Annotated in this window: 14 protein-coding genes and 2 tRNA genes; 7 read left to right on the top strand and 9 right to left on the bottom strand. The window is 51.8% G+C overall.

The genetic code is table 11. The features are described from left to right. Positions 1-29 precede the first annotated feature (29 nt). The 5 genes from ACLGLO_RS02105 to ACLGLO_RS02125 form a co-directional block, all read right to left on the bottom strand. A complete protein-coding gene (locus tag ACLGLO_RS02105) occupies positions 30-974 on the bottom strand; it encodes a hypothetical protein (RefSeq protein WP_492128753.1) in 945 nt (314 codons plus the stop codon). Continuing rightward, positions 971-1,516 (bottom strand): DUF367 family protein, encoded by a 546-nt coding sequence (locus ACLGLO_RS02110; protein WP_492128754.1) that lies wholly within the window; start codon positions 1,514-1,516, stop codon positions 971-973. The genes ACLGLO_RS02105 and ACLGLO_RS02110 overlap by 4 nt, the downstream gene beginning before the upstream one ends. Positions 1,517-1,521: 5 nt before the next feature. Beyond that, a complete protein-coding gene (locus tag ACLGLO_RS02115) occupies positions 1,522-2,214 on the bottom strand; it encodes a SagB/ThcOx family dehydrogenase (protein WP_492128755.1) in 693 nt (230 codons plus the stop codon). A 43-nt stretch (positions 2,215-2,257) separates the two neighbouring features. Next, positions 2,258-2,333 (bottom strand) — tRNA-Ala (locus ACLGLO_RS02120). 118 nt (positions 2,334-2,451) lie between these two features. Further along, the gene (locus ACLGLO_RS02125; protein WP_492128756.1) at positions 2,452-2,817 is read right to left on the bottom strand and encodes a hypothetical protein; all 366 of its coding nucleotides are present in this window, start codon (positions 2,815-2,817) and stop codon (positions 2,452-2,454) included. Positions 2,818-2,953: 136 nt separating this feature from the next. Here ACLGLO_RS02125 and ACLGLO_RS02130 point away from each other — a divergent pair, with 136 nt between their 5' ends. From ACLGLO_RS02130 to ACLGLO_RS02145, 4 genes are all read left to right on the top strand, one after another. Further along, the gene (locus tag ACLGLO_RS02130) at positions 2,954-4,375 is read left to right on the top strand and encodes an MFS transporter (RefSeq protein ID WP_492129114.1); all 1,422 of its coding nucleotides are present in this window, start codon (positions 2,954-2,956) and stop codon (positions 4,373-4,375) included. 165 nt (positions 4,376-4,540) lie between these two features. Further along, positions 4,541-5,809, top strand: a complete 1,269-nt coding sequence (locus ACLGLO_RS02135; protein ID WP_492128757.1) for an ABC transporter substrate-binding protein — start codon at positions 4,541-4,543, stop codon at positions 5,807-5,809. Positions 5,810-5,885: 76 nt separating this feature from the next. Beyond that, on the top strand, positions 5,886-6,938 hold the full coding sequence (locus ACLGLO_RS02140; RefSeq protein WP_492128758.1) for a branched-chain amino acid ABC transporter permease: 1,053 nt from the start codon (positions 5,886-5,888) through the stop codon (positions 6,936-6,938). After that, positions 6,939-8,006: a branched-chain amino acid ABC transporter permease gene (locus ACLGLO_RS02145; RefSeq protein WP_492128759.1), complete on the top strand. Its 1,068-nt coding sequence runs from the start codon at positions 6,939-6,941 to the stop codon at positions 8,004-8,006. 18 nt (positions 8,007-8,024) lie between these two features. Here ACLGLO_RS02145 and ACLGLO_RS02150 read toward each other — a convergent pair. The 4 genes from ACLGLO_RS02150 to ACLGLO_RS02165 all read right to left on the bottom strand — a co-directional run bounded on the left by ACLGLO_RS02150 (position 8,025) and on the right by ACLGLO_RS02165 (position 11,650). Beyond that, positions 8,025-8,131: transfer RNA gene (locus ACLGLO_RS02150), tRNA-Met, on the bottom strand. A gap of 67 nt (positions 8,132-8,198) precedes the next feature. Further along, the gene (locus ACLGLO_RS02155; RefSeq protein WP_492129115.1) at positions 8,199-8,735 is read right to left on the bottom strand and encodes a mechanosensitive ion channel domain-containing protein; all 537 of its coding nucleotides are present in this window, start codon (positions 8,733-8,735) and stop codon (positions 8,199-8,201) included. 88 nt (positions 8,736-8,823) lie between these two features. After that, positions 8,824-10,011 carry an RNA-guided endonuclease TnpB family protein gene (locus tag ACLGLO_RS02160; protein WP_492128760.1) on the bottom strand — a complete coding sequence of 396 codons (1,188 nt, stop codon included), beginning with the start codon at positions 10,009-10,011 and terminating at the stop codon, positions 8,824-8,826. A 226-nt stretch (positions 10,012-10,237) separates the two neighbouring features. Then, entirely contained in the window at positions 10,238-11,650 is a 1,413-nt protein-coding gene (locus tag ACLGLO_RS02165) for an MFS transporter (protein WP_492128761.1), read from the bottom strand. A 269-nt stretch (positions 11,651-11,919) separates the two neighbouring features. Here ACLGLO_RS02165 and ACLGLO_RS02170 point away from each other — a divergent pair, with 269 nt between their 5' ends. The 3 genes from ACLGLO_RS02170 (at position 11,920) to aor (ending at position 15,626) form a co-directional block, all read left to right on the top strand. After that, complete coding sequence (locus ACLGLO_RS02170; protein ID WP_492128762.1) at positions 11,920-12,801, top strand: MBL fold metallo-hydrolase; 882 nt, start codon at positions 11,920-11,922, stop codon at positions 12,799-12,801. Positions 12,802-13,211: 410 nt separating this feature from the next. After that, positions 13,212-13,598, top strand: a complete 387-nt coding sequence (locus ACLGLO_RS02175) for a hypothetical protein (RefSeq protein ID WP_492128763.1) — start codon at positions 13,212-13,214, stop codon at positions 13,596-13,598. A gap of 204 nt (positions 13,599-13,802) precedes the next feature. Continuing rightward, complete coding sequence (gene aor, locus ACLGLO_RS02180; RefSeq protein WP_492128764.1) at positions 13,803-15,626, top strand: aldehyde ferredoxin oxidoreductase; 1,824 nt, start codon at positions 13,803-13,805, stop codon at positions 15,624-15,626. The last annotated feature ends 39 nt before the right edge of the window (positions 15,627-15,665 follow it).

Below are 15,665 nucleotides of genomic sequence, written 5' to 3' on the forward strand. Positions count from 1 at the left end.
CATATATAAAAGTACCGTTTGTTTTTCTTTCATTTTTCGATCCTCACGGCTGCTCCCCTGTTTCTCGCCTTAGTGATGATGACCTCCGCATCTATCCCCTCCCTCTTCAGCCGCCGGCGGATCTCAGCCAGAAGCGCTTCCCTCCTCTCTTCCAAAGAGAAGCCGTAGGCAAGGGGCCCCCAGCTGCTCTGTCCTGTCCCGAGGGCGCCGGCGGCCTTCAGAACGTCAACAGATGCTCGGGTCTGCTCGCCGGAGAAGCGGCCCCCCTGATATCTCTCGAAGTACTCTCCCATCAGGTTCTGAATCCCCTCGATCCCTCTGGAGAAAAGCCCAAGGTTTCTTCCCAGCGCTCCGTGCAGCAGCATTACCAAATTCCTGTGCAGCTGGCCCTGATCGAAGTCTGGGAGCTCGGGGGAGAGCATGAAGCTCTCCTCCTCCTCCCTCACCCTCCTGCCGCCCTTCGGTACAATGAGGACGGCTATCCACTCCTTGGGGATGGGGATGCGCGAGATCAGCGGGGGGAGATCTCTTGGGCTATTGGGGGGAGAAAGCTTCATTCCCTCTCTCCACGCCCTCCCGCCGTCCACTATCAGCCCTCCGAACCTGAATGCATGGATTCCAATTCCCGAGACCGTCCCCCTCTCAGCTGCAACGGCTATTTCCCTGTAGCTGAGCCTCTTCCTGCAGTAGATGCTCGCCCCCAGGCCGGCGGACATAGCTATTTGAGTCGTGGATCCAGCTCCAACATGTCTTGGAGGAGATGAGAGGACCTGAGCTCCAAGCTCGGCCTCACTGCCGCATATGGCCGAGATCAAACTTCTGAGCTCATCTGGAGCTGATCCCTCTGGAGCAATGCGGACGAGCGTCCTCGGCTCCTCGAGGTATATGCCGACGCTGCCGTAGGCCCTGGACTCATTCAGTATGCTGTAGAAGCCGAGGTGCAGCCTGCTCCCTGCCTCAACTGTTACCCTCATCTTCGGTCCCCTTCCATCAAATTCTTAATGATCTCCCTCTCGATTCTTTCCAGTTCTTCGGCATCCTTTGCCTCCGCATATTTATGCAGGAGCTCCTCGTTGAAGGTAAAAAAGTTCTCCCCCCATTTGAACTTAGACATGATCTCCTCTGCCCTCTCCCAGCACCCCAGGATTGCAAGGGCGGCCGCAACTGCCTCTGCGCTGCTTAGCCTGAAAGCCTTTGCGTAGTTCACCGGGTTTGAGGCCATCAGAAAGGGGAGCCTCCTCCTCACAGCTCTTGTGCGGACAGAAACCAACTTCTCGTCCTCCTCTAGAACATTCCAAGATCTGTCCACGACGATGATGCTCTCCGCCTCTCTGCTGTCAGACCTCGAGATCGGAGAAGATGCATAGGGGTCGAGCAATATTCCCCTCGCTCTGTTGAGCTTCCTCTCTCCTATTCGCTCTGCAAGGCCCAGCCTGTACAGCTTGACTCCCGTGCTCGCCGATGGGGAGTCCTCCGAGATTCTGACGACGAACAGCTTTATCTTGCTGCAGTCCACAGAGCTCATCTCTCCTCCCTGCGAGATCGAGATCTCTCCGCCGAGATCCTCTTCGCTATGCCTTCGAAGCTGCCGGGCTCCTGGGATTTCTTCGGTCTTCCAACCGGGAATATGTAGAGCGGCTGAGCTGAGCATCCGGCGAGCTCTCTGACTGAGCTGTCGTCGAAAGCGCCAACAGCCACAGTCCCCAGCCCTAGAGCGGTTGCCATAAGGTATATGTTCTGCCCAGAGTGCCCCGCTTCGAAGTGCACGTACCTGTATCCCCTCTCCCCATAGTAGGAAACCGTCCTCTCGTATTCAGCAAATATTGCTATGGAGATGGGGGCTGACAGGATGAACCTCTGCCCGAACGATGCCAAAGCGAGTCTCCTCCTCTCATCTCCCTCCTTTACGAGCACGAGAGCATGCTCCTCCGGTATGTATCTGTACACGCCTGTTGGAGCTTCCGGTGCTTCCGCCATCGCCTTCTCCCCAATGAATATGTAGAGCTCGAGCGGGTATGTTGCTCCAGCGCTCGGCGCCGTCCTCCTGAACCCGTTTTCCTCAATGATTCCGCCGGCCGCCCAAAGGAGCATCGAGACTTCCTCGATATTTAGGGGATCCTCCCTGAAGCTCCTCACGCTCCTTCTTCTGAGCATCGCTTCTTCCAAGCTGAGGGATGATATCTTCCTCGGAGGAGGAAGCTCTATTCTCTTCAAAAGGCAGCGCCTCCTTCAAGATGTGAAGCTTTGAAGCCAAAAGTGGTGGACCGGCCGGGACTTGAACCCGGGACCTCTGCCGTGCGAGGGCAGCGCTCTTCCAGCTGAGCTACCGGCCCCCTCTGATTAAATAGTTCCCTCTAGGTTAAAAAATGTGTTGCAGAAGAGCTCTTCTTCCCTGCGAAACTCGTCCACAACTTCAATTTGAGCGGAGATATTTGGAAGCAGCAGTCAAAGCTAGATCCTGACCCTCCCCATGGTTTCCAGAGCCTCAACTGTCCAGAGAGCTATCACTTTCGCCAGCGCTGCAGCAGCGAACTCATGGGACACTTCGATCTGGTGGACCTTTCTGTAAGCTCTCTGCGCAAGCTGGGCATCTATCCTGTTGAGTATGGAGGGGATGAGCGCTGAGATTGCATCATCGAGCCTGATCCTGCCGCCTCTCTGCTTCGACAGAGACTCGAGCATGTCCATGTCTTCGCTCCTCAGAACTACATCCTTCTCCCTCCCCTTTCCTTCCTCCTTGGCTATCTCCCAATAGGCAAAGAGCAGCTCGTAGTCTGCTCCGAGCTTTCCAGTAGCAAGAAGGGGGAGCCTGGACATGGTGCTTCACTTGTATTTTTCCTGTAGCGCTATTATAGTTTTTCAGGGAACAGTTATTAATCCTCAATATCTTGAAGTAGGAGCTCGAGCAGTGAAGTTCAGAAGCTTCCTGCAGGATAGAGGCGGGCGAAGCGAAATGCAGCAGAATGCTCGAAGGGAGCTGGTTCTCCTCGTAGTTTTCCTCGGAGTAATGATGTCGGCAATAGACAGCACCATTGTAGTTTTAGCCATCCCAACAATTGTGGATGAGCTTCACAGCAACCTGGAGATGGCTGGATGGGTAATAATGGTCTACATCATCGTGATCGCTGCCTTGAGCGCCCAGATGGGGAGGCTCGGAGACAACATTGGAAGGTCGAAGATATACAATCTAGGCTTCCTGATATTCACGGCAGGCTCTGCCCTCTGCGGAGCCTCTCCAAACATGGAGGCCCTGATAGCATTCAGAGCGCTGCAGGCGCTTGGAGGAGCAATGATGCAGTCCACCTCTGGAGCCGTTATCGCCGATTACTACCCTCCGAACCTCAGAGGGAGGGCTTTCGGGTACACGTCGATAGGCTGGAACATAGGCTCCACTCTCGGCATTGTGCTCGGCGGATTCATAACGACGGCCTTGGGATGGAGGTTCATTTTCTATATAAATGTGCCGATTGGAATAGCAGCGTTCGCCCTCGGAGCTAAGTACATAAAGTCGTATGCTACGGTCAGGAGGAAGTTCGATCTGCTCGGGACGCTGCTCATGACGGCCTCTCTCGTCCTGATCTCGCTCGGGAGCACTGAAGCAGCAGGGGCTGGGATGAATATTGAAGCAGCCTCACTCGTCGCTCTGGGGGTCTCTCTGTTCGCAGTTATGCTTTTTTATGTAGAGCCGAGGCAGGAAATGCCTATAATCGACCTGAAGGCCTTCAGGAACAGGCTGCTGACTGCGGCGATACTCGCATCCTTCTTCCAGAGCATGGGCTACATTTCCATCTCGTTCATAATGACGATGTATCTCCAGGGAGTAAGGGGGCTCACCCCCTTCCAGACCTCTTTGCTCCTCGTGCCCGGATATTTGATCGCCAGCGCCATTTCTCCCTTTTCAGGAAGGCTCTCGGACAGGATAGGCTCCAGGATACCCGCAACTCTTGGGATAGGGATGATGATGGCCAGCGTTGCGATATACATAGCGGTCCTCACTCCGAACACTCCCCTCTCTTTCATAGTCGTCTCATCGATGATCGGGGGTATAGGATCCGCTCTCTTCTATCCAGCAAACAACAGCGCGATAATGGCCAATGCATCTAGAGGGTACTACGGAGGAGCAAGCGGAATACAGAGGACCCTCGGGAATGTTGGGATGCTGCTGAGCTACGTCCTCGCGATAGGGGTCTCCTCCCTATCCCTGCCGAGAGAGCTTGCATTCAAAATCTTCATGGGGACGAGCAGCGTTGTTGGCGGCCTTGCAGCTGGATTCCTCGTAGGGATAAAGGCTGCGTTTGGAGCTTCCATGCTCGTTCTTCTCATAGCCTTTGCCCTATCAGCTGTGAGGGGGGAGGAGCACAGGGCCGCGGAGTGATGTTCCGAAGCGGTGAGAGGCTCCAGAGCAGAGAATATTTAAAATTATAATTAATATTATTCGATAATTGATTCTGCTGAAATGCCGGTTTCCCACAAGAAAGGGGTGAAATAATTTATATTCAACTTCATCTAAACCCCCTTTCCAAAAACGGAGGTCGCATGTATGGATTCAAAAGCTCAGCTTATAATCGTAGCAGTCGTCGCTTTGCTCATTGGAGTTGCAGTAGGATATGTTGCTAAGCCCTCGAGCAGTCCGAGCTCCACCGGCACAACTGCTCAGCAGGCAAAGCAGACTACGGTCATACAGATCGGGGGGCTGTTTCCCCTGAGCGGAGACCTGCAGACATTCGGGCAGCAGAACAGCCTGGCACTGCAGATGGCAGCATCGGACATTAACTCGTTCTTCAATGCCTCCGGCATTCCCTATCAAGTCAAGGTCATCATAGAGGATACGCAGACAAACCCAGATGTTGCCCTCCAGAAGCTCCAGAGCCTCTATTCGCAGGGAGTTAAATTTGTCGCAGGCCCAATGGCCAGCTCCGAAGTTAAGAACCTCATGGGATTCGCGAATTCTAATCACATCCTGATCTTCAGCCCGTCCAGCACGTCTCCAGCCCTCGCTGTACCAAACGACCTCATATTCAGGCTCGTAGTCGACGACAGGATGCAGGGGGAAGCGCTAGCGCAGCTGGCCAACCACTTCGGCCTCAAGCATGTGGTAGTTGTGTGGAGAGGGGATGACTGGGGAGACAACCTAGCAAACTCCACGCTCGCCAATCTCGCATCCCTCGGCATAGATGCCATCAGCGGGCCGAGATATTCTACTCAGGCCAGCGACTACACGTCTGAGGTCAATCAGCTGGCGAGCACCGTTAGCTCCCTCATTAGCAAGTACGGAGCGTCGAGCGTCGGAGTAATCCTGATATCCTTCGAGGAGGGGGTCCAGTTCATGGATCAGGCGAGCCAATATTCCTCTCTCTCCAGCGTGAGGTGGATAGGGACAGACGGCATAGCTAAATCAGGAAAGCTGATTGGAGATCCAGTTGCTGCAGCCTTCGCCGTTAAGACCAACTTCACTGCAACCATATCCGGAACGCTCCCCAATCCGAAGTACGATGCCCTGACCAATAGGTTCGTTCAGCAGCTCGGGACGGAGCCCATAACCTATGCATACAACACATATGACATCGCATGGATACTCGCTCTCTCCATAGTTACCGCCGGAGAGTACAATCCGGATAAGGTGGTGAAGGTTCTCCCGACCATAGCTTCTGACTTCTATGGAGTCACGGGATGGACCCAGCTGAATCAAAACGGTGACAGGGCGTTTGCGAACTACTTCATCTACGGAGTGGCGAAGGAGGCGAACCAGTACCAGTGGGTATATGCAGGGATGTACGATACAGCAACGAAAGCGTTCATTTTCAGCTGAACTGGAAGCTGGGAGAAAGCAATATAATCCACTTATAATTGAACTTTTTAATCATTCCTCGGCAGGAGGCTCTCAGATGCTCTCTCCGCAGCTCATGAACGCAGTTACATACTGCTCGATACTCTCCCTCATCAGCCTGGGCCTCTCGCTCACATACGCGATAACCAGAGTTCCGAACTTCGCTCAGGCGAGCTTCGCTGTTCTCGGCGCCTATATAGCATGGAGCTCGGTCTCCCTGAGCAGGATCGATGCTGTCAGAGCAACAGCTTCGTTGTCTCCCGATCCCCAGAAGATCAACGCCGCCGTCTACAGCTACACTATACCTCCGGCAGTTTATCTGGAGTTCATTATCCTGTCCTTCCTCATCGTGGGGGCTGCTGCGGTGATGCAATACGTTTTGATCCTCAGGCCCCTGAAGATGAGGGGAGGGAGTCCCACAGTTCTCATGATAGCGACGATAGCCGTTGACATGCTCCTCTTCTCCCTCCTGAACATATATGTAGACAGCATGTCCTCCTACCTCCTCTCCTCCGTTTCCTCACTTTCAAGCAGATTGGGGTACAGCATTCCTCTCCGTCTGGATGCCAGGGACTTCACGTTCTACAGCTTCGACCTTATGGGAAGCAATGGGATCCAGAGGGCAGTCATAATCTCCCCCCTCCTCCTGCTATCGGTCCTGGCATCGCTCGAAATCCTGCTGAAGAGAACCAAGTTCGGCATAGCCCTCAGAGCCGTCGTTGAGAATCCGAACCTCGCGGGAGTAATAGGGATCAATGTCGAGCTCGCAAATGTGTTCGCCTGGTTCATATCTGGGGGGATCTCTGGAATGGCCGGATCCCTCATACCGCTGAAGTTCTATACGAACACATCGATAGGGATGACGCTGATCGTGAGCATATTCGCATCGAGCATATTGGGAGGAATAGGTTCTCTCTACGGCTCCATAATCGGGGCTTTCGTTGTGGGGACGAGCGAGACCGTTCTGCTTGGGTACATAACCCAGGCAACGGGGATCAGCTCCGCCTACAGACCTGTCATCCCCCTTTTGATAATGACCTTGGTCCTCCTGCTTTTTCCAAAGGGCATAGCGGGAATAGAGCTCAAAGCATTGAAGAGGAGGCTGAAGTAGATGGCCAGCGAGGCTCTCCAGCTGCTCCTGACAATTGCTTCCACGGGTTTCATCTACCTCATCGTTGTAGTCAGCCTGAACATTGAGGCCGGATACATGGGCCTTCCCAACTTCGGCAAGATGCTCGCCGTGATATCCGGAGCCCTCTTCACTGCGTGGTTCTCCCCAAGGCTGGGCGTTCTCCTCTACAATCTGGCCCACCCTGATTCCCCGCTCACGGTGAATAACTATGTGTTGCAGAGCAACTCCATCGCTGTTGTTCTCGATCCCTGGCTCGCGCATTCTCCTGCGAATGCTGCTCTTTTATTCACTGCTGCCCTTCTCCTCTCTGCAGTTATCGGCGGGATCATAGGGCTCATAAGCGTGATTCCCTCTGTAAGGCTGAGGGAGGACTACCTCGGCATAACCCTGCTGGCTATGGCCGAAACAGCTAGGGTCATAGGATACAACTACGAGCCGATCGCTGGGGGGACGTCTGGAGTCCAGGTTCCAGATCCTTTCTACGGCTTCGGAGACAACAGATACGTCTACTACACATTAGTGCTGGCCCTTGTCTCGCTCCTCGTCTTCCTCTTCTCCAGGAAGATGCTGAACTCTCCATTCGGGAGAGCTTTGAAGGCAATGAGGGAGAACGAGGACTCTGCTAATGCGCTGGGAAAGGATATCGTGAAGAGCAGGGCAACTGTTATCTTCATAGGCTCCGCCACAGCGGCTCTGGCAGGGAGCCTTTACGCCTACTACACGATAGGAGTGATAGCTACAGCTTACGACAGATTTTCCTGGACCTTCTGGCCATGGGTCATGATGATGCTCGGGGGGATGGGCACAGACTTCGGCCCGCTGGTTGGGACCTTTGCATTCGTCACTGCGAGGACTCTCATCTTCACATACAAGCAACAGCTGTCCGGCTTCCTTCCCTTCAACGTAGCATGGCTTGACTACCTCCTCCTCAGCGCTTCAATAATAGCGATCCTTCTGATCAAGCCCAGCGGGCTGATGAGAGAGAAGCCTCTGATCTTCTACAGACCTGCTCCAGAGAGCAGAGCACAAAATGGAGAGAATAAATAGAAGGGTTTTTTCTGGAAGTGCCGCGGCCGGGATTCGAACCCGGGACCTCCGGATCTCTCAGGAGCGACCTATTCCCCTGATCTCCGTATGAGTCCGGCGCTCCAACCAGGCTGAGCTACCGCGGCACAGCCTCTGAAAAGTTTGTTTATTGAGATTAAAAAATTAACCTCATGAAAAGGAAAAATATGTGCTCTACTTGCTTTCAGCTTTCTTTCCTTCGTGGATAACTATCTTTTGACCTATCATCGTGTTGTTCGGTATCAGAACCAGGTTCCCGTCCTTCCTCTTCGCAGTTGTGAACAGCGACGCTATATCGGTCACTTCAACCTCGCTCTCTCCAGCAGCATCGATAATGTCGCCGATTTTGAAAGGCCTCGAGATGAGGACGAATATCCCTGCAACGGCCTGACCAAGGACCTGCTGAGTAGCATATCCGACGATCATGCCGATGAAGCCACCCAGGGCCACCCCAGCGGCGCCTCCAGCAGCGCTGCCACCGACTCCCGCTATAAGGGCAGCGATTCCAAGGATCCTCACCAAGCTCCTAACGGCCCCCGCTGCTGAGATCCCGTACTTTGGAAGCAGCATGGCATAGAACGCCTGAGCAGTGGATGAAACTATGAGCCAGCCCAAAATCAGCACGAGGACTGCGTTTACGTATGGATAATAGTCCTTAACTACCGCTATGTTTGAGAGCTGCGGGTATGTTGTAGATATTTCGGGAATCATCACGTTGAAGAAGTAGTTCACTATCGCCAGGATGATCGCAGAAATCACTATCTGACCTCCTCTCCACTTTAAAGGGGAGAGATCCCCTTCAGGGGCTCACAGGTTCCCCGCATCTGTTCGGGCTTACATCTGTCATATGCGGGGCAGTCGGGGTGGTCAGAGATCCCCCCATCTGCTTTAGGGCTTTCTTCTCGATGTTCATAACAGCTATAACATCTCTGTCAGCTTCAAATCCGCATATTGGACATTTCAATCTTCTGTAGCCAGATTCAACCATCCTTGAACCGCATATTGGGCACTCTGAAGATGTGTATGCTGGGTCTACGATGACAGTTCTAACTCCGTGCTTCTGCGCCTGCCAGTCTATCCAGTAGTCAAACCTTCTATACGACAGCATTATTGTTTTTATCCTATGATCTTTAGGCAGCTCCCTCAAGGACTCTATCAGTCCGTTCAGGTCTTCTCTGGCAACGGCATAGCTGTTCTGCTTAGCTATCGTAACAATCTCTAGGGAAGCCTTCTTTGCCCAGTCCTCAATGATGCTCCAAGCTTTTCTTTGGAAATACCTTATTCTGTCCAGAACGCCTTTCCTCCTTAGCCAAACTTTATTCTTCGCTGAGGAATATTTCCTCTGAAGATTTTCAGCAAGTTTCCTAAAGTAAACTGCTCTCTCGATAGGCGTTGCAACTTTTTCAATAGAAAATTTATTTCCGTAGTATATGTGCTTCTCGTTGACATCTACGGCTATGATTCCTCTAGGCTGGGCTGCCTCGGGCTTGGGAATTCTCTTATATATCATCAGGAACATCTTGTCATTCCTATAGATAAGCCTCGCTTCCCTGCTCTCAAATGCATCATACCTCCTGTCCCATCCGATAATCTTCAGCTTGAAGCCTCCGAGGACCTCTACATAACCATTCCTAATCCTGTAGCTTAGATTTGGAGTCAGCCACAACCTGAGAGTTCTAGCTCTAGGTATCCTTCCATTGGCGCCGTTGCCTAGATAGGATTTTACTATTGAGCGAGCTTCTCTATAACAATCTTGAGCTATCCTCGGTGGAAGTCTATAAGACTTCAGCTTCTCACTAAGAGCTTCGTGCGTCTTTGATATTGAAAGAACTCTATACCCTTTCTCAGTTTTAACAGTATTCTCGACAACCCATTTTATGGCATAATTGAGGGCATCCCTATACCTTTTCAACAATTCAATTGCTTCGGGCTCGGGGCTAACCCTCATCCTCACCGAGAGGGTTAGGAAACCTTCATAGCCCGACATGCTCACTCAACCCTATACTTTGATATGCTCACCTTTCTCAAGCACCTGGGACATGTAGCGTAGTACAAGTTTTTGCCTTTATAGTCCCAGACATATCCGCACCGAGGGCAGCGCAGCTTCATGGTTTTCACTAACTATTAACTACTAGCTAGAGATTTATAAGTTTTCCATTCCTGCTTAAAAAAGCGAGGTTTTCGCAGTCGTAAAGCTTGATCCTGCGAGAAAGTCAGGCAGCTATTTTCAGAAGCTCTTTCTCCTTCGAAGCCTCCTCGAGGACCAATCCTGCTGTTTCCTTCAGCCCCATCGAAATCAGAGCTCCAAGCAGAGAAACCCCAGAAAGGAGGAAGAGCATCCCTCTGATCCCAATGCTGTTTAACAGCATGGGCATCAGATATGTGCTCACAGCGGCCCCGGCCTTTCCTGAAGCTGAAGCGATCCCGTGGGCAGTGCTCCTGAATTTCGTTGGAAACAGCTCTGTGGGGAGAACGAAAGTTGTTTCGTTGGGACCGAAATTGATGAAGAAGAAGGAAACGCTGTATATCAGGAAAGCTAACTCCCTGGGTAAAGCTAATTCCTTCACCCTGCTGCCTTCAGCTACTATGGAGAGAGCGACAGCGGTGTAAATGGCTGCCATTGCAAGGAATCCCTGAATCTGAATCCTCTTTCTCCCCATGGAGTCCATCAGAAATGCCGCGAAGAAGTATCCGAAGCCCCCTACAAAGTAAGGTATCCCTGCCATCAGAATTTGAGATTGGAGAGAGGCTCTCTGGATTAAGCCTGAAACAATGAAGCCAGAGTATATTCCGGTGCCGTAAAATGCTACGTCCATCAGGAACCAGGTGGATGAAGCGATGAAGAGAGGCTCCCAGAAGCGCTTGAGAAAATCGGAGAACGTGTTTATGCTGTATTCGATCTTCACCTTTCTGCTCGTGAAATCCCCATCGCTTCCTCCGATAACCATCCTCAGGCCTCTGACAGCCTCTTCATGGTTCCTCGCGACCAGAAGCGAGTACCTCGGCGTCTCCGGTATTCTCCTTCTGAAAAAAACAACGCACATGGGAGGTAGCGCTCCAAGCCCCAGGAGAAGCCTCCAAGCAACCTCAGGAGAAAGGAAGGCTGTCAGCGTGTATGCGGCAAGCACAGCTGTTATTGCTCCTATTCCCTGCATGGAGAACACTAGGCCCACAAGCTTGCCTCTATCTCTCGCGTTGGAGTACTCGCTCATTATTGTAGCGCTGACGGGATAGTCTCCACCTATTCCTATTCCCAGAATAATCCTCGAAATCAGGAGAGATTCGAAGCTCCATGACAGGGAGCTCATGATGGCCCCTGCGATGAGTATCGCAAGTTCGACGCCATAGATCTTCTTCCTCCCGTAAATGTCTGCTATTCTCCCAAACAGAAGCTGCCCAAGAATGGCCGAGGCCAGAGAAGAGGAGCCTATCGCACCCATTTGATTGCCGGTCAAGTGTATCGAAGTCTGAGCGCTTCCAGAAAGTATCAGTATAACTACACCGATCACGAAGAGATCGTATGCATCTGTGAAGAATCCGAGGCCAGATACTATCATTACTTTCAGGTGCGCTAGATTCAGCCTGGCTCCATCGAGTTCATGAAAGAAGCTGCGCAAGCAGATCACTAAATTTCCGAATATAGAGCGGGATTTATATAATTATCTAAAAGAAAAAAAATAGATATATATAATTGACAAAAAAGTAAGTATATTACGTAAAAGCTCGGATCTGTTGATTGTGCTTTTTCTCTTTATCACCTGCTGCTCTCGTAAGAGGTATGTGCCCAATGAGAGCTCTTTTAGGCACCTCCGAGCCTTGCAACATCCGCTTTTTCCATGAGAACCGGCGGAAAAGATATATGATATGGGCGCTGATAGAAAAAGCGGTGGAGAGATTGGATGAAGGTTCCATTGACAGCGTGAGGGTTGTTGTTCTTGCAGATAATGTGGTTGGATTCAGGGGGAGGCTCCTGGGACAGCACGGAGCTTCCTACTTTCTCGAGGCCCGCTATGGAAGAGAAGTCAAGAGGGTGCTTATCGATACTGGGTGGAATGGGGAGGCCCTCCTCTTCAATATGAAGAGCCTGGAAATCGATCCAAGAAGCCTGGATGCGATAGTCCTTACACATGGGCACTGGGATCACACGGGCGGTCTCGTGAAGGTGCTCGAGAGCGCAGGCGGCAGGACGATCCCGATAATCATGCACCCCCTTGCTCTGAAGGCCTCCTTCGTCGCAGAGCCCTATCTCCGTCCCGTTGGAATCGTTTCCTTCCATGACTTGGGCGAGCTGAAGAGGTTGGGAGGCTATCCCATCGTAACGAAGGATCCCGTCAAAATAGCACCAGGCCTCTTCACGACGGGGGAAATAGAGAGGAAGAGCGACTTCGAGAGAGTCGAGGAAAGCTACATGTTCGTTGATGATGAGGGGAGGCTGAAGCACGATGAGCTCCTTGACGATATAGCCCTCGTTGTGAGGCTCAGGGATGGGATCGGCGTGATAACTGGCTGCGGACATGCGGGAGTAGTGAACATCCTCAGCAAGGCTGTTTCTCTCTCAGGGTCTAGGAAGATCAGGTTCCTGTTGGGAGGCTTCCATCTTGCAGAGGCGTCCGATGAGAGGATTTCGAAGACTATAGAGTCTCTTTCCTCCTTCGATATAGAAAGCATATATGCTGGGCACTGCACGGGGATGAAAGCGTTCTGTGAGCTTCAGAGGGCCTTCGGCTCCAAGTTCAAGCAGATCCATGTGGGAATGAGCATAGAGCTGTCCTCTTAGCTTCGAAGCACATAGGAAATGCGAAGCGAGAAGCTGAGGTCAATGGACTGCTCGCGTCATAAAGGTTTTTAAGTTTGTTCAGCTGCTGGAGCTGCTAGGACGATGCCAAGGGGTTGCATGCCTAAACCTCTAATCCCGCCTTAAAGACGGCAGAGCAGCCATCTGAGGCGGGCCTAGTGGTGCCCGTCAATGCAGCTCCCGATGAGTTGCTGAAAGAGATGAAGCGGCAGAGGGGGAAGCCAATGCTCAGAGATGCCGGGGTAGCTAAAAATAGCCTGAGAAGCTCAAATGATGAGCACGGGCGACTACTCGGATGAGAGAAGCATTCATAATATCCTATATGAAATGGATAAAATTGGTTCAATCTGTGAGATCGGCGAGAAGAAAAGTGCGGGGGCGTGGTGGGCTGGTTGAGCTACAGGCAGCTGCTCTCAGCAGCTGAATCGGCCTTCAGGGCTAAGGGCTGTTCGACCCTCATAAGAGAAGAGGTTCTTATGGCTAAATGCCAAAGCGAAGGCGGAGAGCTGGCATTTCTCCTCGAGAGAGATGTTGAGGGGTATGTCAGGCTCTCCCTCCTCACAGACCTGCTGAGCGAGGGGCTGGAGAGGAAGATCTTTGAGCTTAACTTCCTCCTTTATGGGGTCAAGATCTTCGAGGATCCCGAGGGATTTGTAGTTTTTTCAGCTGAAATTCCGGAAGACTGCATTCACAGGCTTGGGATAAAGCAATTAGATAGGGAGGCGGAGAGGCTGGCAGCGGCCTTCAGAAGGTTGAAGGCCTCAGGCTCCGATCGCTAGCTTCAACTTCTTCGTTGATTACGAATTAAAAGTATTTAACGTTCATTTAAATTTTATTTGTATATTTTTGTAAAATAAATAATGATATTAATTTTTAAAACGTTAAGAAATATATTATGTGCAATTAAAATGCGAAATTCTTTTATATGATGATTTCTCAATTATTAACTTTAGAGAATCACAACCTGAATAAGAGTGGTAAAAATGTATGGTAATTGGGGGAAGTTTCTCAGAGTGAACTTGACGACAAAGCAGATAAAGGTCGAGAGCTGGGACGAAGAGCTCGCCAGGAAGTGGCTCGGCAGCAGGGGCCTTGCTATATACCTTCTGCTCAAGGAGATGGATCCTAAAGTCGAGCCGCTGTCTCCGGAAAACAAGCTGATAATTGCTCCGGGACCCCTCTCTGGAACGAGCGCTCCGACTGGCGGGAGGTACAACGTTGTAACCAAGAGCCCTCTAACGGGATACATAACTTTCGCCAACTCGGGGGGATTCTTCGGTGCTGAGCTCAAGAGAGCAGGATACGACGCCCTCGTGATAGAGGGGGCTTCCGAAAAGCCCGTGTACCTATATATAAAAGATGAGCACGTGGAGCTGAGGGATGCTTCGCACCTCTGGGGAAAGATAATGAGCGAAACCCAGGAGGCAATCAGGAAGGAGCTGAAGGACGAGAACATCAAGGTGGCTGGAATAGGGCCAGCAGGAGAGAAGCTCGTTAAGATAGCCGCCGTTATGAACGATGTCCACAGGGCTGCCGGAAGGGGCGGTCCGGGAGCCGTTATGGGGAGCAAGAAGCTGAAGGCGATAGCAGTGAGGGGAACCAAGGATGTGCCAATTGCCGATAGAGAGAAGTTCATGCTCACGATAAGGGAGAAGATAAACAAGCTCAGGGCTGATCCAGTTGCAGGAGGAGGGCTTCCAAAGTACGGAACAGCTGTTCTCGTGAACATAATAAACGAGAACGGCCTCTACCCGACGAGGAACTTCCAGACCGGCGTCTTCCAGTATGCTTTTGAGCAGAGCGGCGAGGCGATGGCCGATAAGTACTTGATAAGGAACCATCCGTGCTTCGCTTGTCCAATAGGATGCGCGAGGATGAACAAGCTCCCAACAATAGGGGTTACAGAAGGGCCGGAGTACGAGAGCATATTTGCTCTGGGATCCAACCTCGGGATAAACGACTTGGCCAGCATCATTGAAGCGAACCACATGTGCGATGAGTACGGGCTGGATACTATTTCCACAGGAGGGACGCTCGCAACAGCTATGGAGCTCTACGAGAAGGGCCTCCTGAAGGACTCTGAGCTCGGAAAGTCTGCTCCCCCATTAAGATGGGGCAACACCGAAGTTCTCCACTACTACATAGAGAAGCTCGCCAAGAGGGATGGGTTTGGAGACAAGCTGGCTGAGGGAGGGTACAGATTGGCAAAAATGTACAACGGAGAGCAGTACTTCATGGGAGTCAAGAAGATGGAGCTTCCTGCCTACGATCCGAGGGGAGCCGAAGGCCATGGCCTCGGGTACGCTACAAACAACAGGGGAGGATGCCACATAAAGAACTACATGATAAGCCCGGAGATCCTCGGCTATCCAAAGAAGATGGATCCCCACGATATCAGCGATGATAAGGTGAAGATGCTCATTCTCTTCCAGGACCTTACAGCTATAATTGACTCTGCTGGGCTCTGCCTCTTCACAACATTCGGCCTCGGTCCCGACGACTACAGAGATATGCTTAACGCTGCTCTTGGCTGGAACCTGACAACTGAGGAATACCTCAAGATCGGGGAGAGGATATGGAACGCTGAGAGGCTCTTCAATCTGAAGGCAGGCCTGGATCCCAAGACGGAGGACACCCTTCCGAGAAGGTTCCTGGAGGAGCCAATGCCTGAAGGCCCCAACAAGGGAAGGACAGTGAGGCTGAAGGAAATGCTGCCGAGGTACTACGCCCTGAGAGGGTGGACAGAGGACGGGAGGATACCGGAGGAGAAGCTGAAGGAGCTGGACCTCCTCCCCCTGGCCAAATAATTTTTTTTTTTAACGTCTTCTCAAAGCTTGCTGGGTTGT

This window comes from Fervidicoccus sp. SLHALR4, from assembly GCF_058692745.1.